Source organism: Bradyrhizobium icense (assembly GCF_001693385.1).
Lineage (GTDB): Bacteria > Pseudomonadota > Alphaproteobacteria > Rhizobiales > Xanthobacteraceae > Bradyrhizobium > Bradyrhizobium icense.
The window spans coordinates 7,396,345-7,418,877 of the sequence record NZ_CP016428.1 but is presented as its reverse complement, the minus strand read 5'-3'; the positions used below and the strand labels follow the sequence as shown (position 1 = coordinate 7,418,877).

Here is a 22,533-nt window from a genome sequence, read left to right as displayed (position 1 = left end):
CGTTCCGTCATGGTGATGACGAACGAAAGCGCGCCGATGTGACAGCAGATCGGCGCCGCCGCGTCAAAAACAGAACCAACCATATGGAGCGCAAAATGATGCAAGCCCGAATGAATCATCCCGTCATGGTCCTTCCCGACGCCATGAAACCGCTGCAGGCGCTGGGCGACCTGACCAAGAACAGTCTGCCGGAAAAGTTGCTCGAACTGGTGTACCTGCGGGCCAGCCAGATCAACGGCTGCAGCGTCTGTGTCGACATGCACTCAAAACTCGCCGGCAAGGCCGGCGAGACCGGCGAGAGGCTGTTCGCGGTGGCCGCCTGGCGCGACACGCCCTATTTCACCGAAGCCGAGCGCGCGGCCCTGGCGTTGACGGAAGCGCTGACACGGATCAGCGACCGCGCCGATCCGGTGCCGGACGAGGTCTGGAGTGAGGCCGACAAGCATTTCGACGAGGCGGAGCTCTCGGCGTTGATTCTGGCGATCGCCAAGATCAATGTCTGGAACAGGCTCAATGTAGCCGTGCGTCAGCCTGTGGGCGTCTAGAAGGTGTAGCCAGGGGGTATCCCCAAAACTATCGCCAATTTTAACGCGCCGGAACGTGCTTAATTCACCGGCGCGCGCTAAACATCAAGCCCGGCCGGATCGGCCGGGCTTTCGCTTTGTTGCCTTCATCCGTTTCCCAACATGTCCCTGGTTTTAGAATATACCTCGATGCTGCGACCGACCATCCGCAAGCGAATCCTCGGCATCGCCATCGGACTGATCTTTCTGATGGTGATCATCTCGGCGCTGTCGACGGTGATGACGCGAAAAATTGCGCATCAACTCGATGAGCTGACGACAAAATATGTCGAAGCATATGGGCATCTGGCGCGGATGAACGTCCGCTCGCTGGAGCAGGCGGTGGTGGTTCGCCGGATGGTATTCCTCAAGATACAGACACCACCGGACGAGACCGCCTTTGCAGATCAGCAAGCCATCTATGAGGCGAAGGGCAGGGAGATTGACCAGGAGGCGCAAGCTGCGCGCGCCCTGATCATTGCAATCATTGATGATCCGACCACCGTCTCCGACGACGCCAACCTCGGACGGATCGAGAACCGGATCGAAACCATAACGAGCGACCTTCGCCGTTATCTGGAAGCAGAGAGCAAGCGGATGTGGCCGCTGCTCGAAGCCGGCAACATGCCCGAAGTACGGGCCAGCCTTGTTCGGAGCGACGCGCTCCGCGACGAATTCAATCGCAAGATTGAGGAAATCCGACACGACATGTTCGAGCAGGTCCGCAGCGATGCGGCCGTGACGATGCGGGATCAGCAGCGCGCGATTGTCATCTCCGCGATCGTGACGATGCTTGCGGCCATCCTCGGACTGACGTTCGCGTTCTTCGTCAGCACCGGTATTACTCGCCCGGTGCGGCGGCTGCTGGACGGCACCCGCGCCGTCGAGGCCGGCCGGCTCGACGGCTCGATCGACGTCACCACGCGCGACGAAATCGGCCAGCTCACGACCGCCTTCAACAACATGGTCGAGCAATTGCGCCACAAGGAGCGCTTGCGCGAGACTTTCGGCCGCTACGTCGATCCCCGCGTGGTGGAAGGGTTGATCGACCAGCGATCGTTGACGGCCCGCGCCGGCGAGCGGCGGGTGATGACCGTGCTGTTCTGCGACATGCAGGGCTTTACCAGCCTCAGCGAGGGCATGACGCCGCAGGGCCTCGTCAAGGTGATGAACCACTATCTGTCGACGATGTCGGGACCGATCCGCAGCAATCGCGGCATCATCGACAAGTATATCGGCGATGCGATCATGGCCTATTGGGGACCTCCCTTTACCGAGCATAGCGAGCAGGCGCGCCTGGCCTGCCTCGCTGCCGTCGAGATGGCCGATCGCGGTACGGCGTTGCGCAGGGAGTTGCCCGAACTGCTCGGCATACGCGCCGTGCCGAGCGACTGCGACGTTCGCATTGGGGTTGCCGCCGGCGAAGTGCTGGTCGGCAGTATCGGCTCGGAGTTCATGATGAGCTACACGGTGATGGGTGATGCGGTCAATCTCGCGTCGCGGCTGGAGAACGCCAACAAGGTCTATGGCAGCCGTTCGCTGGTTTCGGAGGTTGTGATCACAGCGGCCGGCGATGCGGTGGAATCCCGCGAGATCGATCGGCTCGTGGTTGCGGGTCAGACCCTTCCACAGGCGGTGTTCGATATCCTGGGGCGCAAGGGCGAACTCACCGCGAAGCAACTGGCGTTGCGTGAGCGGTATGCCGAAGGGCTCGCCGCCTATCGGGAGCGCCGCTGGGACGACGCGCGCCGGGCATTCCATGCGGCGCTCGAGGCGGTTCCCAACGACGGACCGGCGAAGGCGCTGGCCAGGCGTGTCGAGAATTTTCAGGTCAATCCGCCGGCCGCCGATTGGGATGGTGCGTGGCGGCTCGACCAAAAGTAAGACGTCGGCGGCGCAGCTACCTCGCCAGGAAATCCAGCACGACGTTGCAAAACTCCTGCGGCGCCTGTTCGAACATCCAGTGACGCGTGCCCGGGATCACCGCCGTCCGTGCGCCCGGAATATGTTCGGCCAGCACGCGCCAGGTCACCGCCAGCGCGCCCCTGGTGTCGCCGCCGCCGATCAACAGCGTCGGAGTCCTGATTGCCTCCGCTTCGCTCTTCAGAAACGGCTGGCGATTCTCGCCGACCTGGCCGAGCAGCGTATGGACGTTGTCGCGCAATTGCTGCCGCGGCGCCGCCGGCCACCGCGCCCATGCACCTTCACCGTCGATGCCGTCGACGAACAGCGCCAGCGCGCCGTCGATGTCACCGTTCCGCACCATCTCGGCCGCGATCGGAACACGCGGGCCCAGCGGCACGGGGCCGGGAGGCGGACTGCTCGGTTGCAGCGCCGGCTCGAGATCGCCGCCCGGTTCGGCGAGGACGGCCTTGCGCAATAAATCAGCCCGCATCTGCACCACGCGAAAGCCGATATGCCCGCCGCGGGAATGGCCGATCAGATCGACCGGTCCGGCATTCAGTTTTTCGATGAAGCCGATGACGTCGGCGACGTGCTGTGCCATCCGATAGTCGTTGCCGACGCCGTCCCAATGCTCCGGGAAGAACCGCCGCAGGCTCAGCGAGATCACGCGGTGCTGTTTCGATAGCGGCCCCAGCACTGCGTTCCACGTCCGGAAATCGCCGAGCGTGCCGTGCACGAGAACCAGCGGCGGGCTGTTGGCCGCGCCTTGGCCGACGTCGAGATAGGCCATGTCATAGCCGTTGACGTGAAGGGTCTGCATCGTGATCAATCCTCCGCGAGATACGACAGCACAATCTCGCCATACTTCTGCGGCGCTTGCTCGAACATCGGATGCGTGGTGCCGGGGATCATCTCGGTGCGCGATCCCCTCACGTTCGCCGCCAAGGCCTTCAGCACCTTTGGCAGCGTGCCCTTGGTGTTGGCGCCGCCGATGAACAGCGTCGGCGTCTTGATTGCCGCCGCGTCCGCCTTGGAAAACGGCGGACGCTGGTCGCGCTTCTGGCCGATCAGCGTGGTGGCGTTGTCGCGCAGCAATTGTTTCGGCGTCGCCGGCAGGCGCTTCCAGGCGCCGGGTCCCTCCAGCGCATCCAGGAAGATCTGCAGGCCGCCGTCGATGTCGCCATTGGCGATCGCTTCAGCGGAAGCTGCAATCATTCCGGCCAGCGGTGAGGGGCCGGGCTTGTAGGCAGGGTCGAGCGTGGCGTCGAGTTCGCCGCCGGGCTCGGCCAGGATCAGCTTGCGCAACAGATCCGGACGGCGCTGCGCGACGCGAAAGCAGATGTGGCCGCCGCGCGAATGGCCCATCAGGTCGACCGGTTTCGTATCGAGCTTCTCGACGAAGCCGATCACGTCGTCGACATGCTGCGAAATCGAATAGGTGTCGCCCACGCCGTCCCACTGCTCCGGGAAGAAATGCCGCAACGAAGGTGCGATCACCCGGTGCCTGCGGGTCAGCGGTCCCAGCACTGACGACCAGATCCTAAAATCGCACAGCGAGCCATGCACGCACACCAGCGGCGGACGATTGTCAGCGCTTTGTCCGATATCGAGATAGGCCATGTCATAGCCGTTGACGTGAAGGGTCTGCATGCGGTCTCGTGCGGGATGAAAGGGGCTTAGGCCATTGAAGGCCGTAGGCGGGGGCCCCAGATCAGCGGAAGTTGTTCATGCCGTCAAGTTCCCCCGGGATTCGGGTGGATAGCAATAATCTCCAAGCCTAGATTTGGCTCGAGATGCGAAGCTGGGTGGCACTGAACAGGAAATTATGGAGCCAGTCATGACCGGGCACCATTTTACGATATTTGACACTGCGATCGGCCGCTGTGGCATCGTCTGGGGCGAGCGCGGCATTACCTCGGTGCAATTGCCGATGGGCGACGAGAAGAAGACCCGCACTCGCCTGCAGCAGCGCCATGGCGATCTGATCGAGGCGCCGCCGCCGCCAAAGGTGCAGGCCGCGATCGACGGCATCGTCGAGTTGCTCGAAGGCAAGCCGAACGACCTCGCCGATGTCGTGCTCGATCTCGACGGCGTTCCCGAATTCAACCGCGGCGTCTACGACATCGCGCGTACGATACCGCCGGGCAAGACTATGACCTATGGCGATATCGCCAAAAAACTCGGCGGCGTGGAACTGTCGCGCGATGTCGGCCAGGCGCTGGGGCGCAACCCCTGTCCGATCGTGGTGCCGTGCCACCGCGTGCTGGCGGCGGGCAACAAGCCCGGCGGCTTCTCCGCCAATGGTGGGGTGGTGACGAAGCTGAAGATGCTGGCGATCGAAGGCGCGGCGGTGAACCACACGCCGAGCCTGTTCGATTGAGTGCTTCGGTTCTGATTGAATCAGAACCGAAGCCTTCTTGTTTGACGCGTTTTCTTTACGCGAACCGGTACCCACTTCGCTTGAAAACGCTATGAGTTCACCGGCCCTTGAAATTGGGCGTTCGCTTCTCGTTGAAGGCCAGCACGCCCTCGCGGCGATCCTCCGTCGGCACCATGCGGTTATAGGCCTCGATCTCGAGCGCGAGGCCGTCCCGCAGGGACAATTGCAGGCCGCGGTGGATCGAGAGCTTTGCCTGCCGGACGGAGATCGGCGCGTTGCGCGCAATGCGCGAGGCGGTGGCCAGCGCCGCCGGCAATAGTTCGGCGAGCGGAAAGACTTCGTTCGCAAAACCCCATTCACGTGCTTCCGCCGAGGTAAACGGCTTACCCGTCAGGATCAGCTCCTTGGCGCGGCGCTCGCCGACGGCGCGCGGCAGGGTTTGCGTACCGCCGCCACCCGGCATGATGCCGAGCGTGACTTCGGTCAGCGCGAAGCGCGCGCTGTCCGCGGCGTAAAGGAAATCGCAACAGCCAGCGATCTCGCAGCCGCCGCCATACGCCGCGCCATTGACGGCGCCGATGATCGGCACGGGGCAGTCGATCAGCGCCCGCACCATTCGCTCGAAGATGACGTGCTGGCGTGTCCACGCCTCGTCGGTCATGCCACGGCGTTCCTTCAGATCGCCGCCGGCGCAGAACGCCTTGTCGCCGGCGCCGGTCAGCACGACGCAGCGCAGGCGCTTGGGATCGAGCGCGAGGTCTTCGAAATAGTGCACGAGGTCGCGGCCCATCTGGGTATTGAGCGCGTTGGCGGCATCCGGCCGATTCAGCCGGACGAGTGCGACATGCTCGTCGATCGGCTCGATCGACAGCGTCTCGAAGGCTGATAGGTTCGAACTCATATCGCCTCGCAGGTAAATCCGCTGCCGGCGCGCCGAATCTTGCCGACCGAAGGCGAGGGGAAATGCGCGGTGCAACACAGCGTATTGGTGTCGCAGTAGCGTTCCAGGAAGCCGCGCCGCGTTTTCGCGGCCTGCGCCTGGTCGACGTCGAACTTGACGGACAATTCCGGATAGCGCGTCTGTAGCGGCGAATGCATCAGGTCGCCCGAGAATACCGCGTCATCCTTAGCCCGGCCGAAGCTGAAGGCGACATGGCCGGGCGTATGGCCCGGCGTCGGCAGGATGCGGGTGTGGTCGCCGATCGCGTAATCGCTGCGGACGATTTCGGCCTGCTTCGCCTCGACGACCGGCAGCACGCTGTCGCCAAACGGCGGCACCGGCGTTTTCGCGTGCGTCTCGGTCCAGTAGTCGAATTCGGTCTTGTCGAACACGTAGCGCGCCTTGGGGAAGGTCGGTATCCAGCGGCCGTTGTCGAGCCGCGTGTTCCAGCCGACATGATCGACGTGCAGATGCGTGCACATGACGTAGTCGATGTCTTCGACGGAGAAGCCGGCCGCGGCGAGGCCGCGCATATAGGTGTCGTCGGTTTTCATGTTCCATTTCGGACGCTGCGGCCGCGGTTTGTCGTTGCCGATGCAGCTATCGATCAGGATGGTGTGGTGCGGCGTTTTCACGACGTAAGACTGGAAGCACAGCATCAGCACATCCTTGTCGTCGAGCGCGCCGGCCTTTTGCATCCAGGCGCGGTTCTCCGCGAGAACTTCCGGCGTGAGGCCCGGCAGCAGCTCGAGCGCCGGCAGGAAAGTGGTCTCCTGCTCGATGATGCGATGAATGGTGAGGTCGCCGACGGTGAATTTAAGGCTCATGTTTACCTGCTGCATTAGCGCGCGTTGTTGTCCCGGACAGACGGAATGATGAAGTTGGCAAGGATGTCGAGCGCTGCCTGACCCTGGCGCGGGCTGCTATAAAGTCCAGATGTGGTCACGACGACGAGATCGAGCTCGGGAACAATGAAGATCCGCTGACCCCCGAGGCCCACGGCGGCAATCCACTTCACATCCTTGTCGCCCGTCAAGGTGCGGCCCATCCACCATTGCTGGCCGTAATAGAACAGGCCACCGAAATAGCCGATCGCCTGAAAGCGCGGCGTGATCGATTGTTCGACCCATTTGGCCGAAACGATCTGCCGGCCGGCCCGCGCCCCCTTGTTGAGCACGAGCTGGCCGATTTTTGCGGCATCGCGCGGGCGAAGGCGCAGACCGGCGGCCGAGGCGATATGCTCGTTCCGGTACTTCATCCATTCCCAGTCCGAGATGCCAAGCGGCGCGAACAGTGCCTCGCGCGCGAACTCGTCCAGCGATTTGCCCGACACGCGCTCGAGGATGTTTCCGAGAAGTTCCGTTCCGCCGCCATTGTAATTCCACATCGTGTCCGGAGGCGTCGCGATCGGCTTCGACAGCACATAGCGGAACGGATCGTCGTCACTGCCGAGATGCGGCTCGTCATTCGCTGGATCTTTCCAGGCGCGGTTCTCGTCCCACTGAATTCCCGACGACATCGTCAGCAGATGGCGAAGCGTGATGTTGTCCCAACCCGGCGATTTCACCGCCGAATAATCCGGGAAGAATTTGACCACGGGTTCGTCGGCGTTCTTGATCAGGTCGCGATCTATCGCGATCCCTACGAGTAGCGAGATCACGCTTTTCGAAACCGACCGCATGTCGTGCTTGGTGGTCGCGTCGAAATCGCGCCGTCCGCCGCCCAATCCCCACGGCTCGTCATAACCCGGGAAATACTGCTCGAACACCAGCTTGCCGCGGCGGACGATCACCACGGCATGCACATTGGCATTGGTGGCGACGAGCCGTGCGGCGATGCCACACAGACGCGGGCCATCGAGGCCGACACTTTCCGGCGTCGCAGTCGGCCAGCCGTCGCCGATGGAAGCCGGACTGCCGCAGGCGAGATTGCGCTGGCCGGTGGAGAATTCCCGTGGCTGGGCAGATGCGCCCGATGTGGCGAGCGCGACAACGGCAGCGAAGCCGAGGTGCCGGAATTTTCTGCCAACCTCGCGCATGCTGCCGTCTCCGTTGTGTGGTTACGCCGGCGGGGGCACCGAGATCTTCACCGACGGCCGATCCATCATCCTCTGGTGGAACGCGTCGAGCTTCGGATAGGCCCTGCGCCAGCCGCAATCGGCAAAGCGGAAATCGGCGTAGCCGAGCACGCAAACAAGGCCGATCTGCGCAATGTTGAACGGCCCGGACAGCACGTCGGGCCTGTTCTCGAACCGCGCCATGCCGGCCCAAGCCCTGCTCCAATGGTCGTCGTGCCAGGCGTCCCAGCGCAGCCCTTCCGGCCGCACCATTTTCTCGTAGCGGCACAGCAGCATGGAATCGAGCATGCCCTGCAGCAGGGAATGGTCGCTCTTCACCTTCCATCGCTCAGGTCCGGATGCGGGGATCAGCTTTCCGCCGCCGGCGAGCTCGTCGAGGTACTCCACGATGACATAGGAATCGAGAATGACGTCGCCATTGTCGAGGATCAGCACTGGCAGCTTTTTCAGCGGCGTGATCTTCGAATATTCCTCGTTCGGCTGACCCGGCGCGACGGTGGCCGGGGTGAATTCAATCTTGTCGATCAGGCCGGTCTCGATCGCGGCGATGCGGACTTTTCGGGCGAATGGCGAGGCGGGAGAGAAGGTGAGTTTCATGCTGGGAGCTTCCCCTGAAGGTTTCTTCTTGTTATGCGCGGTCATGACGACCACTCGACGTCATCATCCGCGAAGGCGGATGATCCAGTACGCCGCGGCGGTTCGGTTTTCTCACGAGGGCCGCGGCGTACTGGATACCCGCATTCGCGGGGTATGACAGCTAGGCCTCGACAATTTCCTGGCGCTGCTCGCCGAGGCCTTCGATGCCGAGCGTAACGACGTCGCCGACATTGAGGAAGCTCGGCGGCTTCATGCCGAGGCCGACGCCGGGCGGGGTGCCGGTGGTGACGATGTCGCCGGGCAGCAGTGTCATGAACTGCGAGACATAGGAAATGCACTTCGCCATCGAGAAGATCATGGTCGAGGTCGTTCCAGTCTGGCAGCGCTTGCCGTTGACGTCGAGCCACATCGACAGCTTCTGCACGTCGGGGATTTCGTCCTTGGTGACCAGCCAGGGGCCAACGGGGCCGAACGTGTCGTGCGATTTGCCTTTGGTCCACTGACCGAGCCGCTCGATCTGAAAGTTACGCTCGGAGACGTCGTTGCAGATGCAGTAGCCGGCGACGTGGTTGAGCGCGTCGGCCTCTGAGACATATTTGGCGCGTGTGCCGATGATGGCGGCGATTTCGACTTCCCAGTCGAGCTTGGTCGAGCCGCGCGGCTTCTCGACCGCATCGTTCGGGCCGGAGAGCGCGGTGTTGGCCTTCAGGAAGAAGATCGGCTCGGTCGGGATCGGCGATCCCGTCTCCTTGGCGTGATCGCTGTAGTTCAGGCCAATTGCGACGAATTTCGAGATGCCGGTGACCGGCGCGCCGAAGCGCTGCTTGCCGTCGACGGCGGGAAGCTTGGAGGTATCCAGCGCCGCCAGCTTGACCAGCGAGGCCGGCGCATAGGCATCCCCGTCGAGATCCCTGACGTGGGCGGAAAGATCGCGCAACTGGCCGGATTTATCGATCAGGCCGGGCTTTTCCGCACCCTTGGCGCCGTAACGAACAAGCTTCATTTTTATCGCTCCCTGAGGGTTTTTTTGAGGATTTCGGGGGAATTTCCGTAAACTTCAGACGCCTTCTTGGAACAGCGGCGCAGGAAATTCAACTGCCGAAAGCGCAGGGTAGGGTGGGCAAAGGCGCTTTGCGCCGTGCCCACCATCTATCGTCAGCGGGAATATTGGTGGGCACGCGGAGCCTGTCATCGGGCCTGCATTCGCGCGACCGTTGGCGTTGCCCACCCTACGGATTCAGCGCCACGAACCTGAACGCATCTCCATCTCGCTTGATGTGACCGGCACTGAAATGCCCGCCGATCACCAGTGTGGGCGTGTCGGCGAAGCGCGAAAGCAGTTTGCGTCGGGTTTCGGCCGATTGGCAGGGATCGGAATCGGCGGTCGAGGACCAGTCGAGATGGGCCATCTGGCACGGATGGTGGGCGACGTCGCCGGTGAGCAGGCCCTCCTCGCCGTCGGACCTGATATGGATGCTCATATGACCTGGGCTGTGGCCGGGCGTCGGGATCAGCGTAATCTCATCCGCAAGCCTGGCGTCGCTGGCAACGAGATCGGCCTTTGCCGGCGTCGGCGATCGGCTTCACGGAATCGTCGAACACCGCGCGTTTGTCCGGCCCATCGCTGTGGTCGCGCCAGTGCTCATATTCGCCTTTGCCGAACACATATCGGGCATTGGCGAAGGTCGGCACCCAGTTGCCATCGACAAGTTTCGTGTTCCAGCCGACATGGTCGACGTGCAGGTGCGTGCACAGCACGGTATCGATGCTGTCGGGTGGGAAGCCCGCCGCTGTCAGCATGTCGAGGAACGGATCCTTTCGGTTGTTCCAGGTCGGCACGTTGCGGCCCTGCTTGTCGTTGCCGAGGCCGGTATCGACGATGATCCGGCGCATGGGAGTCTCGACCAGGAACGAATGGATCGACATCTTGAGCCGGCCTTCCTCGGTCGCAAATTGCGGGATGAGCCAGGGCAGTTTCCGGATTTCCTCGTTGGTCGCGAGCGGAAGGATGAAACGGGTGCTGCCGACAGTCTCCATTTCGACCACCCTCGTGATCCTGACCTTGCCCACGTTCCAGTGCATCCGGCGCGCCCTCTCGTTTCTGGTTCGGGCAAGGATGCGGGTTTCCCTCTTCCGGTGCAATGGATCATCCGGCGGCGTTCGGCGTTATCGCATAGCCCGTATGAGGAACATGCGATGCCAGAACTTACGATTTCGCCCGAAAAAGTCGGCTTTCTGATCGAGAAAGCCCGGCAGTTCGACGTCAAGGAAGCGGCATCCGATCCGGACTCCGGGTCCAATGCCATTGACGACGATATGATCGATGTGCTCGTGGACGACGGGTGCGACGCTGTCGCGCGCGAGATCGCCGGTTTCATCAATGCGCTGAGCGAGGATGAACAGGTCGACCTCGTCGCGCTGATGCGGCTCGGCCGCGGTGACGGAACGATCGAGGAATGGAAGGACTTGCGGCGGCAGGCCGCCGAAGGCCGCCGCGTTCCCACTGCGCACTATCTGCTGGGCGAGCCGATGCTCGGCGACCTTCTCGCCGAGGGGCTCGACGAATTCGGCCTCACCTGGACCGAGGCCCGCACCACGCCGATCCAGTGATTATCGCGCGCAGTCCACGATGACGGTGCCGAGCTTGTCGCCCTTCTCCACCGTCAGATGCGCGTGCGCGGTGTCAGATAGGACGAAGCGCGCAGCGACATTGTGGATGCGCGGACCTGCCGCCAGCCATTTCGTGATGTCCGCTTGTGCTGCCGCGAGCAGCGGCGGCGGCAGCGCAAACAGCACGAGCGCGCGCAGCGAGATGCATTTTTCCATCAGCTCACGCATTGGTACGACCGGCGTGCGGTTGCCGTTGGTGGCGTAGACCGCAATCGTCGAATTAGTGCCCATCAGCTTCAGCGTGGTATCGATATTGCCGCCGAAATCGACGTCGACGACGCGACCGACGCCGCGCTGCCCGGTGAAGGACATCGCCTTTGCGACGACGTCATCCGCCTTGTAGTTGACGACGAGATCGGCGCCGGCGAGACGTGCCTGCTCGGCCTTGGCTGCCGAACTGACGGTCGCGATCACCTTGGCGCCGCCCCATTTGGCGAGCTGAACGGCATAGTGCCCGACCGCACCGGCGCCGCCGGTGACGAGAACGGTCTGCCCCACGATCGGCCCGTCGCAATAGAGACAGCACCACGCCGTCATCGCGGGAATGCCCAGCGTGGCACCCTCGGCAAACGACAGATTGTCCGGCAGCGGCGTCACCAGATGTTCGGCGAGCGAAATATATTCAGCCGCGGTGCCGAACGCGCGGCCGTTGCGCTGGCCATTGAACAGCCAGACGCGTTGGCCAATCCTGAGCCGCGTGACGCCGTCGCCGACCTGATCGATAATTCCCGCGCCGTCGCTGTTGGGAATGACGCGCGGATATTCCATCGGCCGGTAGCCGCCGCCACGCCGGCCGACATCGGCGGGATTGACGCCGGACGCCTCCAGCCGTACCCGCACTTCGCCCGGGCCGGCCGCCGGCGTCGGCATCTCGCCATAGGCCAGCACTTCCTGTGCCGGCCCGGTTCGCTCGTACCAGACCGCCTTCACAGCGTGCCCGGGAAAGCGCCGCCGTCGAGCAAAATGTTCTGGCCGGTGATGAAGCCGGCCTTGGCGCCGCACAGGAAGGCGCAGGCGTAGCCGAACTCGTCGGGCTCGCCGAAGCGTCCGGCTGGATTTTGCTTGGCGCGCTCGGCAAATACTTGATCCGGCGGAATGCCGCGCTTCTCGGCTTCCGCTTTCCCAACACCGCGCAGGCGGTCGGTGTCGAACGGTCCTGGCAACAGCGCATTGATGGTGACGTTGCTGATCACCGTCTTGCGCGACAGCCCGGCAATGAAGCCGGTGAGACCGGCGCGCGCGCCATTGGAAAGACCCAGTATGTCGATCGGCGCCTTCACCGCGGCCGAGGTGATGTTAACGATGCGGCCGAATTTCCGCGCCATCATGCCGTCCACCGTCGCCTTGATCAGTTCGATCGGCGTCAGCATGTTGGCATCGATCGCCTTGATCCAGTCGTCGCGGGTCCAGTTGCGGAAATCGCCGGGTGGCGGGCCGCCAGCATTGTTGATGAGGATGTCCGGTTCGGGACAAGCCTTCAGCACGGCCTCGCGCCCGGCCGGCGTCGTGATGTCGCCGGCAATCTCGGTTACAGTGACGCCAGGATTGGCTTTGCGGATTTCGTCGGCGGTCTTCTTCAGCGCCTCCGCACCGCGCGCAGTGAGCGTAACGTGCACGCCTTCGTTCGCCAGCGCCACGGCGCAGGCGCGCCCCAAGCCTTTGCTCGATGCGCAGACGATGGCGCGGCGGCCTTTGATCCCAAGATCCATTTCTTCTCTCCCGTTGCGTCAGGTGATGTTCTTGTAGTCCGAATGTTCTTGTAGTCCGATGCGGGCACTCTAGCCAAGTCGGATGCTGCTGATAAAGCGCGGAGCCCGCTGATAATGCATATAGCGATCCCGGAAATCGCGTGTGCATTTCCCTCGGGTCATGCCGGGCTTGACCCGGCAATCCATCGCAGACACGTAGGGTGGGCAAAGGCGCGTCAGCGCCGTGCCCACCATCCATCCGCATCACTGCGAAGGTGGGTATGCGGAGCCTGTCATCGGGCGCGCATTTGCGCGACCCGGTAGCTTTGCCCACCCTACGATTTCCTGCAATGACGAGGCAATCAACTTACCCGCATCTCCGCTCGAATCATGTCGGCAGCCTTCTCCCCGATCATGATCGTCGGCGCATTGGTGTTGCCGCCGATCAGCGTCGGCATGACCGAGGCATCGACCACGCGCAATCCTTCGAGGCCGTACACTTTCAGCTTCGGATCGACCACGGCCATGGGATCGTTGACGCCCATCTTGGCGGTGCCGACCGGGTGATAGACGGTGTCGACCCGGGCGCGCAACAGGTTGCGGATGTCGTCGTCGGTCCGCACGCCTTCCGTGAACATCTCCTTCTTCTGCAACGCTCGCAGCGCCGGCGTCTCCATCAGCCGCCGCGTGGTCTTGAAGCCGGCGACCATGGTTTCCAGGTCGGCCGCTTCGCCAAAGAAATTCGGGTCGATCAGCGGCGGCGCAAATGGATCGGCACCGAGTAGCGAAACGCTGCCGCGGCTCTTCGGCCGCAGCAGGCAGACGTGACAGGAGAAGCCGGTGTCGCGATGGCGCTTCCGGCCGTGATCGTCGGCCAGTGCCATGCCGAAATGGAGCTGGATGTCGGGGATGTCGAGATCGGGCCGGGTTTTCAGGAAGCCGCCGCATTCAGCGAAATTGGTCGTCATCGGCCCGGTGCGCTCGCGGCGATACTGGCGGATCGCCCGCAACAGCCGCGGCAGCGCCTTGAGTGAGACGCCGTTGAAGTGTGGATTATCGGACATGTAGCCGAACACGAAATCCGGGTGATCCTGCAGGTTCTGGCCGACGCCGGGCGAATGATGCACGGTGGCGATGCCGTGCTTTGCAAGCTCGGCACTGTCGCCGATGCCCGACAGCATCAGCAGATGCGGGGTCTGGAACGCGCCGGCCGAGAGGATCACTTCGCGCCGGGCGCGGATTTGCGTCAGCTCCTTGCCCTGCCGGTATTCGACGCCGACCGCGCGCTTGCCCTCGAACAGGATGCGGGTGGCGTGGGCGTGGGTCTCGACGCGCAGGTTGGCGCGGCTTCCCATATGCGGGTGGATATAAGCGCGCGCGGCGCTGCAGCGCTCGCCGTTTTTCTGCGTCAGTTGATAGATGCCGAGGCCCTCGTGCCCGTCGGCGTTGAAATCCTCGCGCAGGCGAAACTGCGCCTCCTGCGCCGCCTGCAGGAAAATCTGCTGCACCGGATTGCCGGTGCGCGACTTGTTGACCGCGAGGGGACCGCTCTTGCCGTGATACTCGCCGTCGAAATCGGCATTGTCTTCGGCGCGCTTGAAGTAGGGCAGTACGTCGGCGAACGACCAGCCGGCATTGCCGAGTGAGGCCCATTGATCGTAGTCGGCGCGATGGCCGCGGATATAGACCATCGCGTTGATCGCGGACGAGCCGCCGAGCCCCTTGCCGCGCGGTTGATAGCCGATGCGGCCGTTGAGGCCCTTCTGCGGCACGGTGTTGAATGCCCAGTTGTTGACGTTGCCGGCGACCATCAGCACGAGTGCGAACGGCGTCGTGACCACCCAATTGTCGTTCCGGCCGCCGGCATCGAGCAGCGCTACCGACGTCTTCGGATCATCCGACAGCCGTCCGGCCACCGTGCAGCCGCCGGAGCCGCCACCCACCACCACAAAATCGAAGATATCGGTCACGCCCATCCCCCCGGATTTTTGTTCTGGCGACCTGATGGGCCGCGCCTTGGGCGCAAAACTCCGCTTTTGCGGCTTTTATGGCAAGAGCGGTTCCAGAGGGCCGTTTTGACGCCGGTTTTGGCGCGCCAACCCCTCGTTTTTGCTGTCATAAAATCTGCAAAAGCTCCCTCTTGCCCCTTTCCAAAGCAGGGCGACGTTGATACATAGCCCTCGCACCCGATGGCCTTGCCCGGGTCGCCTTCTCAGGAAGCCTCCGGACGGGAATCGATCGGCGCCGAACACGCGTTGGCCCGGTTCGTGTCGGGTCCGGTTTTCGAAGGCAGTGCAACGGTTTAACGCGGGGTGGAGCAGCCCGGTAGCTCGTCAGGCTCATAACCTGAAGGTCGCAAGTTCAAATCTTGCCCCCGCAACCAGATAACGCCGCCAGGTCAATGACTTGGCGGCGTTCGTTTTGGAAGAGTGGCGTCGGTGCTCTCGCACCCGTTCGGAGCTCATTTGCTTCATTGAACGAGGGCATACTCATGAGCTTCGCGCGTCGCTCCTTTTTGCTCTGTGCCTCCTTCTGGATCGCCAAACCTGAAAGCTTGTGACGAAGAGAATGAGCGGCACGAAGCCGGAAGCAAAGACAAGAAGACGGCCGAGCAAGCCGAAGCTTGATCCGTTATGGAGCCAGAGCTGTTCGGTCATATAGCGGTCGCCCAGCGACATGGAATCGGCCGTGCGGTCGTGCGCGAGTGCACCCGTCCAGGGATCAAGCCAGATGGCACCGCGGGTGCGAAGGGCTGGATCGGAGCCCGGCGACCGCAACAGGACACGCCATGTGTTGCGGGCCTCGCTCGGCGGATTCAATTGGGCGATGTCGTAGCCGGGCTTGGCGGCGCGCGCCGCTAAAACGATCGCATCAGCGGACAATCGTGCGGCTCCGTCTGGCGGTGCAGGCTTGATGGTCGGCGACGGATAAGGAGTGGCCGTCGAGACCAGGCCGACTACCGGGCGGATGACACCGGGAAACACGATACCGATACCCGTAACAGAGATCAGAGCAAGCAACGCTAGGCTCCAGAAGCCTGCCGTGTTGTGCAGATCGAGCATAAGGCGTTGCGGGGACACGTGCCTGCGGATCGAGACCGAGCGCCAGAACCTGCCTCGCTTCGGCCACCACAGATACAGGCCCGAGAAAGCCATCCCGAGCAGCAGGAAGCCGATCACTCCGACAAGCTCGTGGCCCCACCAGTCATAGAGCAGCAGATTGTAGTGCACGCGATAGACGGTGAATGCGAAGCAGTTTGTGTAGTCGCGCCGGCCCAGCACCTTCCCATTCGAAGGATCGATCATGGTGGTCCAGAGACTCGGATACCGACCTTTCTCCGTCGGGTGGGAGTGCATCACGACCCAGACGGGCCAGGTCCGGTCAGGCGCGATCACGGATCGGATCGGCGCCGGATCCACCGTGGCTGCAATCCGCATGACCTCGGCAACCTCGAGACGTTGTTCAGGTCCGGCCGGCGTGTACAGGCTCGGATTCAATGCCGCATCGATCTCGCGATAAAACACGATGAAGCTGCCCGTAAGCCCGATCACCACGAGGAGGACACCGAGGCTGAGGCCAACCCATCGGTGGAGCCAGACGAGCGCAACGCGCAGCCTAGGCGCCTTCATGGGCACCCAGGCAGCTGCTGCTTTGGCTCCTGAAAGGTCGTTCACAATGTCACTGTCTCACGGCGCCTCAAAAGTCGATGCTCGCCGAGAGCCGGTAGGTGCGCGGTGTGCCCGGAGTCAGGAAGCCGCGTCCCGTCGTCGCCCAGTAGTCCAGACCGAAGACGTTTTCGACCGCCGCCCGCAACGTCAGCGGCCTGCCGTCAATTTTGGTGACGTAGCGCGCTCCGATGTCGGTCCGGACCCAGTCCGGGATCTGCTGCGTATTCGCCTGATCGTAATATTGCGGCGAGGTATAAATGACCCGCGCGGTCAGGGTCGCCACTCCCGACGTCCGCCAGAAGGGCAGATCGTACTCGCCATAGAGGTTGAATTGAATATCGGGCACCCCGACCGCGGTTTTGCCGTCGTAGCGGCCTCCGGCGGTCTTGGTCTGCACGCCATCGTAGAATGCCACGCCACCAAGCAGGCGCATCCCCGGGGCGACCTCGCCGAAGGTGTTGAACTCCAATCCGCGATTGCGATTCTCGCCGTCGACCGAGAAGATGTTGGTCGCCGGATCGGTGATGCCATTGGGCTGCGTGATCTCAAACGCCGCCACGGTAACGCCCAAGGTCCCGAAGTCGTACTTGGCGCCGACCTCGATCTGCTTGGTCACGATCGCAGGAAAGACTTCAAATTTGTTAGTGGCAATAGGCGGCGCCGTTCCACCCGACGTCAGGCCTTCGATGTAGTTGCCGTAGAGCGACAGGTTGTTGATTGGCTTCACCACGAGAGCCACGGCAGGGGTGATCGCCTCGTTCTGCGGGCGTGTGGTCACGGCGCCCGTGGTCGTGTTGAAGTTGGCGACGTCGATCCCCTGCCAGCGCCCGCCCAGTGTCAGCAGCACGCGATCATCGAGGATCGACATCGTATCTGCGATCGCGACGCTTTGATTGGTCCGCCGCGATGAAAGTGGCGCGTTGTGCGACAGACCCGCCGCGCTACGCGGAGTCACGTAAACCGGGTTGTAAAGGTTCGACGTGATCGACGGTCCGACATTGGTCGTGGCAGTTCCGCTGTCCTGCCACAGCCCGGTTGCCGCAAGCACGGTAGAATGTTTCACCGCTCCGGTGGTGAAACGGCCGCGTAGCCCGATCTCTCCAGTCTCGCGATCGGCATCTTGTACGGTGAGGGCCGGCTGTGACGTGAACGCGCCCAGTGCGTTCGTGATGCGCAGAGTTCCGCCGAAGAAGACCTCCTTGGATCGGCTGCGGCCGTAGGCTCCATACAGCGTCCAGAAATCGTTGAGGTCATATTCGGCGCGGGCCGCAGCGTATCGATGGTTGGAATTATAATATTCCCAGGGCTGCTGCTGGTTGATCGTCAGCGAGGGCGAAGCCGGGATGGGAAAGTTCGGGGCCACTTGCCGGACGCGTGTGGGTGCGTTGTGGTCCTGCTGCTGGTAACCGACATCGACCGTGGCTCGGAACCGTTCGCCGCGATAGTCGAGAGCAACCGCGCCGACACCGAACCCATCGGTCTGGAAGTCGATCGGCGTCCGGCCATCGCGATAGGCGCCATTGACGCGAACGCCCCATTCTTTGTCGGCGCCAAAGCGCCGGCCGAAATCGATCGCCGTGCCAACATTTCCGTTGGACACGAAACCGGTAGTCCATCGCGTGATCGGATCGTCGGTGGCGCGCTTCGGGATGAGGTTGATGGTGCCGCCGATATTTCCGAATGGTGAAATCCCATACAGCAGGGCGCTTGGTCCCTTGAGGATCTCCACGCGCTCGATGGGTTCAAGGGCAGGCCGGCGCGTATCGGTGATGCCGTAGAGGCCGTCGAACGCGATGTCGCTCGCGAAGACCGGGAAGCCGCGGATCAGAAATCCGTCGAGTCCGCTGAAGCGTGGTGAGTTCGTGCGCACCGAGGGATCGTTGTCGGTGACGTCGGTGATGGTGTTGGCCTGCTGGTCGCGGATCAGCTTGTCCGTGTAGCCCGTCGTGTTGAACGGCGTATCGAAGACATTGCGATTGCCTAACATGCCGACGCGTGTAGTGGTCCCGACCTGGCCGCCCGCATAGGGAGCCGGCGGCTGACCAATGGTGCCGGTCGAAGGCGTGAGATATGGGACAGCCTCGAGCTGTCTCGCTGGAGCCGCAATGCGTGGAGCAACGACGCGCGCGCTCCTTGCGCTCTGCTGAGTCTGTAGACGTCGTACGGCTTGACGTTTTGGTGAGTCAATCGTGACGGCAGGTAAGGAGACTGGTTCTCTTGCGTGAACTTCTTCTACCAATTGAAAGGACAGTGCCAGGTAACTCGCTGTGCCACAACAAACGGCACAGTAGAGCTTCTTCGTCGAAAGATTCATCCTCACCCCGATTTGATCGTCATCGTGGTGGCCTCTTACTGGATCGTTTGGCAAGCAGACATGTCTCGGGCATTAGAAGCCTTCAAAGCAGCGTTCGTTTTTGTTGGATGTTGTATTTTTATCGACCAAAGACGACGACGATTCTCGCTAAGCGTATGCTGAACACGCAGTCACAACGTCGGCGGGATACGCACCGGCGATCCCAGCCCTCAGCGGACGCCAAGCCTCGGCGACAACTTGAGCATAGCGCTGCGCCAGGAGTGCTCGCGGTGGTTCGGATTTCTTGAATGCCGGCTCGTCGCAACTCGCCAGACGATCTGTGGTAGATGCCGCTTGATGCCGAGCTTCGAGCGGATCAAGTCCGGTGCAGTAGCGCAGCGCGCCGATCCCCGCCGCGAAGCCCGACGTTTAGCGGTGAATGTTCCCGCGATGGAACTGAAGGAGAACGTTTCCCGCGTGAGCCCAGAGCGCAGAACGATGCGTTCGATCAGGCTTCGCACAGCTTTTGTCGCTTTCGACCCATTGAGCGCTTCGGTCAGAGCTTCGCGCCTGCGGGACCATTTCCCGTGGTCGGACGTTAGTGTCTTGAGAGAACGGCGACTAGCGAAGCCGTTTCGCGGGGCGAGGCGTCACCAGTTGGAGACGATCATGCCAGAGCGAAGAACAGTGCAGAAGGCCAGGCGGGACAAACGCGCGGGCAAATCGCCAACCACCCAGGCGGGCGAGTTTGTGCATGAGGAGATTCGCAAAGTCCGCCGCGGCCAACATGGGGCGAGATCGCCGCAGCAGGCGATTGCAATCGGCCTGTCCAAGGCAAGGCGTGCGGGCGTTCCGCTTCGTCCGCCAGCCAAAGGCAAGGCGAAGGCAAGGACCCGCAAAAGTGCCGAATACGCCTATGAGGCGGGCCAGGGCAAGCGAAAGACCCGACGCCGGCCGCGCGTTTCACGTGCTGTATCGCAGGCCCTCAAGCGTGAACCACGCGGCACGGCATCGCGTGCAGCACTGTCGAAACAAGCACGAAGCGCCGCCTCGCGTCGCTCCGCCTCGGCCCGCTCGGCGGCGGCTCGCAAGGCCGCAAAGACCAAAGGCCAAGCGCAGCGCTCTGCGGCAGCCAAAAAGGCAGCCCGGACCAGAGCGCGTCGTCGCCGATAGCCTTTGCGCCGAAGATCAATTTTGCAGCTACCACAATGGCGAGAAGAACACGGTCACGGAAAAGCAAAGTCGTCGGGACCCGCCTCCCGAGGCAGTCTCAGAATGCGCAAAGGAATTACGAGCGCCACTTGGAGTTGGCTCGCGCCGAAGCGCTGAGGGGGGATCTGATCGCAGCGGAAAATCATCTTCAGCACGCCGAGCACTATTTGCGGTCGATGCGCGATGAGGCGCAAGGCGGCCGGCTCTCGCCGCAGCCGGCAATCTCGCCCAAGCAGCGGCTGTGACACAGCGGATGATCGCGTCTCCGCAACTCCCGGGTTTTCGCGATCACGGAATGCGCCGCAGGACATCGGACGTGTCCTGCTCTCGGCGGCACCTTTGCGCTCGGAACTAATGCGGATCGCCCGGAGTTCTTCATTTTGAGCGGCCGTTCTACGCGAACGAACTCGCAAGCCCTTTGCCCCACAAGGGGCGGCCCATCATGAGGAGGCTGGCCGTGATTAAGGATATTGTCGTCAATTTGGCGACCGGTAACTCTCGCGATCCGACAACAGCATACGCGATATCCGTCGCCAGGATGTTCGACGCCCAGATTGCAGGGATCGCAATGTGTCACTCCCCAGCGATTGTGGCCGGCGGCATGGAGGCGGTTCCGGCCGATGTAATCGAGTCGCTGCGCGAAGAGAGCGCCAGGGCGGCAAACGGGGCCATCGAAAGATTCAAACAGGCCGCGGCGCAGGCTCATCTTCCCGCCGAGGCGCAGATGGTCGAGGCCAGCATTGGAGGGACCCCAAGGATTTTTGGCCACATTGCGCGGACGTTCGATCTTGCAATCGTTGCGCAGACCCAGCCCGAAGCGGTGACGTCCACAGACGTTGCCGCTGAAGCAGCGATGTTTGAATCCGGACGGCCTATCGTCGTCGTACCCAGTATCCAAAAGGACGGCATCAAGCTCGGCTGCATTCTCGTCTGCTGGGACGGAAGCCGCACCGCCGCGCGGGCGCTCGCGGATTCCATGCCGTTCTTGGAGCGCGCGAAGTCGATCGAGGTGATCAACGTAGGTAATGGCCGTCGGGAGGCCGAAGAATCCCTGGCGGCCGTTGGCAGACACTTGGCGCGCCACGGCCTGAACTGTAGCGCCAAAGCGCTCATCGCCGATGGGACCGATGTCACCAACGTAATCCTGTCGCACGCGGCAGATCTATCAGCCGACCTTATCGTAATGGGCGGCTACGGCCATTCGCGGCTGCGCGAGTTCGTCCTCGGGGGCGTGACGCGCGGCATTCTCGACACGATGACCGTTCCGGTACTGATGTCGCATTAAAGGCCGATGTTAGAGCTTCTTGCCGTCGAACGGCACTGATGCCCTTGATCATGTTGGCAAGGCTCCGCTTGGAGGGACGCGTACGTCATCACTCGCAAAAGCAAGATGAGACGGGCAAACGACATTCGCGTTTACCGCACGTTGGCGAGCGTAGACACCGATGGCCGAGACACGCACTGCAGTTCGGCGAGGTGCCGAGCGCCAATTGAGCGTCCTGTTCCCGTGCTGGAACTCGCGACACACGCGGCGGTGTCAGCGCGCAATGCGCTGAAAAAATCGTTGGCACCTCGTACAAATCCGAAGTCATTTTAAGCTGAACGTTAATCCCTCGCGCTATCCGTCGCACAGGGCGGAGTGCGCAGGTGGCAAGTATATTTGACGTCCAGGGCTTTGGCGCCCTATCCGAATGGAACGGGCAGTTCTCGAGCGCCTCGGCCAAGCAGGCATTTCAGAAGATTGCGTCGCTCGGATCGAATTCGATCGAGCTCACGGCCCGGATCTGGACACAGACCGGAACGTCCAACTCGATCTTTGCCGAACCAACCAAAACCGAGAGCGACGCCAGCCTGCTGGCGGGCTTTCGGGCCGCGCATGATGCCGGCCTGTCGGTGCTGTTCAAGGCCGCGCTGTCGACCTTGAACGGAACCAGAGTAGCCTGGCGCCGGCGGATGTCGCGGGCTTCTTCGCGTCCTACAAAGCCGAGATCGTGCATCTGGCCGCCGTCGCGCAGGCCGGTGGCGTCGAGATGTTCGCGATCGGCAACGAGATGAGCAGCCTGTCCGGCGAGCAATATCGCGGCTACTGGATCGATCTCATTGCGGCGGTCCGCGAGGTCTATCATGGCGAACTGACCTATGCGGCGGCGACCGATGAGGCCTCGCATGTCAGCTTCTGGGATCTGCTCGACACGATCGGCGTCAACACCTATCCGCCGTTGACGGCCAGCAATGCGCCGACCGTGCAGGATCTGGTCGACGCCTGGACCGCCGTTCCGGTCAATCCCTACTACGCGGCGGCATTCGACTACAAATCACCGGTCGATTTCCTCCATTCACTCGCGACCAAATACCACAAGCCGCTGCTGATGACCGAGGTCGGTTATCGCAGCATCGATGGCACCGCCATCTCTCCGGGATCGTGGACCAGCGATGGCACGCCTGACGTGCTGGAGCAGGCCGACGCCTTCAATGCCTTCTTCCAGGTCTGGACCGCCCATGGCGGAGGCTGGTTCAAGGGCGCCGAACTCTGGCAATGG

19 protein-coding genes, 1 tRNA gene and 2 pseudogenes are annotated in these 22,533 nt (G+C 62.6%); 9 read left to right on the top strand and 13 right to left on the bottom strand.

Translation table 11 applies throughout. The annotated features are described in order from the left end of the window. The first annotated feature begins 98 nt into the window (after positions 1–98). Positions 99–545: a carboxymuconolactone decarboxylase family protein gene (locus tag LMTR13_RS34410; protein ID WP_065733213.1), complete on the top strand. Its 447-nt coding sequence runs from the start codon at positions 99–101 to the stop codon at positions 543–545. Positions 546–713: 168 nt separating this feature from the next. Beyond that, positions 714–2,447 carry an adenylate/guanylate cyclase domain-containing protein gene (locus tag LMTR13_RS34405; RefSeq protein ID WP_065731620.1) on the top strand — a complete coding sequence of 578 codons (1,734 nt, stop codon included), beginning with the start codon at positions 714–716 and terminating at the stop codon, positions 2,445–2,447. Between the two features lie 16 nt (positions 2,448–2,463). On the opposite strand, the gene LMTR13_RS34400 is transcribed toward LMTR13_RS34405, so the two are convergent. Further along, positions 2,464–3,288, bottom strand: coding sequence for an alpha/beta fold hydrolase (locus LMTR13_RS34400; RefSeq protein ID WP_065733212.1), 825 nt, complete (start codon positions 3,286–3,288; stop codon positions 2,464–2,466). Between the two features lie 5 nt (positions 3,289–3,293). Then, complete coding sequence (locus LMTR13_RS34395; RefSeq protein ID WP_065731619.1) at positions 3,294–4,118, bottom strand: alpha/beta fold hydrolase; 825 nt, start codon at positions 4,116–4,118, stop codon at positions 3,294–3,296. A 187-nt stretch (positions 4,119–4,305) separates the two neighbouring features. On the opposite strand from LMTR13_RS34395, the gene LMTR13_RS34390 reads away from it, so the two are divergent. After that, complete coding sequence (locus LMTR13_RS34390; protein WP_065731618.1) at positions 4,306–4,848, top strand: methylated-DNA--[protein]-cysteine S-methyltransferase; 543 nt, start codon at positions 4,306–4,308, stop codon at positions 4,846–4,848. Positions 4,849–4,945: 97 nt separating this feature from the next. On the opposite strand, the gene LMTR13_RS34385 is transcribed toward LMTR13_RS34390, so the two are convergent. From LMTR13_RS34385 to LMTR13_RS34360, 6 genes and pseudogenes are all read right to left on the bottom strand, one after another. Continuing rightward, entirely contained in the window at positions 4,946–5,749 is an 804-nt protein-coding gene (locus tag LMTR13_RS34385) for an enoyl-CoA hydratase-related protein (protein ID WP_065731617.1), read from the bottom strand. Then, positions 5,746–6,615, bottom strand: coding sequence for an MBL fold metallo-hydrolase (locus LMTR13_RS34380; RefSeq protein ID WP_065733211.1), 870 nt, complete (start codon positions 6,613–6,615; stop codon positions 5,746–5,748). The genes LMTR13_RS34385 and LMTR13_RS34380 overlap by 4 nt, the downstream gene beginning before the upstream one ends. A 14-nt stretch (positions 6,616–6,629) precedes the next feature. Next, complete coding sequence (locus LMTR13_RS34375) at positions 6,630–7,826, bottom strand: serine hydrolase domain-containing protein (RefSeq protein ID WP_065731616.1); 1,197 nt, start codon at positions 7,824–7,826, stop codon at positions 6,630–6,632. Between the two features lie 21 nt (positions 7,827–7,847). Further along, complete coding sequence (locus LMTR13_RS34370; protein WP_065733210.1) at positions 7,848–8,462, bottom strand: glutathione S-transferase family protein; 615 nt, start codon at positions 8,460–8,462, stop codon at positions 7,848–7,850. A gap of 160 nt (positions 8,463–8,622) precedes the next feature. Further along, the gene (locus LMTR13_RS34365) at positions 8,623–9,465 is read right to left on the bottom strand and encodes a fumarylacetoacetate hydrolase family protein (RefSeq protein ID WP_065731615.1); all 843 of its coding nucleotides are present in this window, start codon (positions 9,463–9,465) and stop codon (positions 8,623–8,625) included. Positions 9,466–9,691: 226 nt separating this feature from the next. Continuing rightward, positions 9,692–10,544, bottom strand: a pseudogene (locus tag LMTR13_RS34360) (MBL fold metallo-hydrolase). Positions 10,545–10,658: 114 nt separating this feature from the next. On the opposite strand from LMTR13_RS34360, the gene LMTR13_RS34355 reads away from it, so the two are divergent. Beyond that, the gene (locus LMTR13_RS34355; protein WP_065733209.1) at positions 10,659–11,072 is read left to right on the top strand and encodes a DUF3775 domain-containing protein; all 414 of its coding nucleotides are present in this window, start codon (positions 10,659–10,661) and stop codon (positions 11,070–11,072) included. On the opposite strand, the gene LMTR13_RS34350 is transcribed toward LMTR13_RS34355, so the two are convergent. The 3 genes from LMTR13_RS34350 to LMTR13_RS34340 all read right to left on the bottom strand — a co-directional run bounded on the left by LMTR13_RS34350 (position 11,073) and on the right by LMTR13_RS34340 (position 14,790). Then, entirely contained in the window at positions 11,073–12,062 is a 990-nt protein-coding gene (locus LMTR13_RS34350) for an NADPH:quinone reductase (protein WP_065731614.1), read from the bottom strand. Continuing rightward, the gene (locus tag LMTR13_RS34345; protein ID WP_065731613.1) at positions 12,059–12,841 is read right to left on the bottom strand and encodes an SDR family oxidoreductase; all 783 of its coding nucleotides are present in this window, start codon (positions 12,839–12,841) and stop codon (positions 12,059–12,061) included. Before LMTR13_RS34345 ends, LMTR13_RS34350 begins: the two co-directional genes overlap by 4 nt. A gap of 341 nt (positions 12,842–13,182) precedes the next feature. Further along, positions 13,183–14,790: a GMC family oxidoreductase gene (locus LMTR13_RS34340; protein WP_197520962.1), complete on the bottom strand. Its 1,608-nt coding sequence runs from the start codon at positions 14,788–14,790 to the stop codon at positions 13,183–13,185. Between the two features lie 336 nt (positions 14,791–15,126). Between LMTR13_RS34340 and LMTR13_RS34335 the strand changes: the two genes are divergently transcribed. Beyond that, positions 15,127–15,203: transfer RNA gene (locus LMTR13_RS34335), tRNA-Met, on the top strand. Positions 15,204–15,309: 106 nt separating this feature from the next. Here LMTR13_RS34335 and LMTR13_RS34330 read toward each other — a convergent pair. Both LMTR13_RS34330 and LMTR13_RS34325 read right to left on the bottom strand, forming a co-directional pair. After that, positions 15,310–16,449, bottom strand: coding sequence for a PepSY-associated TM helix domain-containing protein (locus tag LMTR13_RS34330; protein ID WP_065731611.1), 1,140 nt, complete (start codon positions 16,447–16,449; stop codon positions 15,310–15,312). A 67-nt stretch (positions 16,450–16,516) separates the two neighbouring features. Then, positions 16,517–18,475 (bottom strand): TonB-dependent receptor, encoded by a 1,959-nt coding sequence (locus LMTR13_RS34325; RefSeq protein WP_236843227.1) that lies wholly within the window; start codon positions 18,473–18,475, stop codon positions 16,517–16,519. Positions 18,476–19,039: 564 nt separating this feature from the next. On the opposite strand from LMTR13_RS34325, the gene LMTR13_RS43070 reads away from it, so the two are divergent. From LMTR13_RS43070 to LMTR13_RS43920, 4 genes and pseudogenes are all read left to right on the top strand, one after another. Beyond that, positions 19,040–19,954, top strand: coding sequence for a hypothetical protein (locus tag LMTR13_RS43070; RefSeq protein ID WP_236843226.1), 915 nt, complete (start codon positions 19,040–19,042; stop codon positions 19,952–19,954). A 128-nt stretch (positions 19,955–20,082) separates the two neighbouring features. Next, complete coding sequence (locus LMTR13_RS43065; RefSeq protein ID WP_236843225.1) at positions 20,083–20,238, top strand: DUF4167 domain-containing protein; 156 nt, start codon at positions 20,083–20,085, stop codon at positions 20,236–20,238. 197 nt (positions 20,239–20,435) lie between these two features. Further along, a complete protein-coding gene (locus LMTR13_RS34315) occupies positions 20,436–21,278 on the top strand; it encodes a universal stress protein (RefSeq protein ID WP_083219342.1) in 843 nt (280 codons plus the stop codon). A gap of 362 nt (positions 21,279–21,640) precedes the next feature. Further along, positions 21,641–22,488: pseudogene (locus tag LMTR13_RS43920) on the top strand (glycoside hydrolase family 113); the annotation flags it as partial. Between the last annotated feature and the right edge of the window lie 45 nt (positions 22,489–22,533).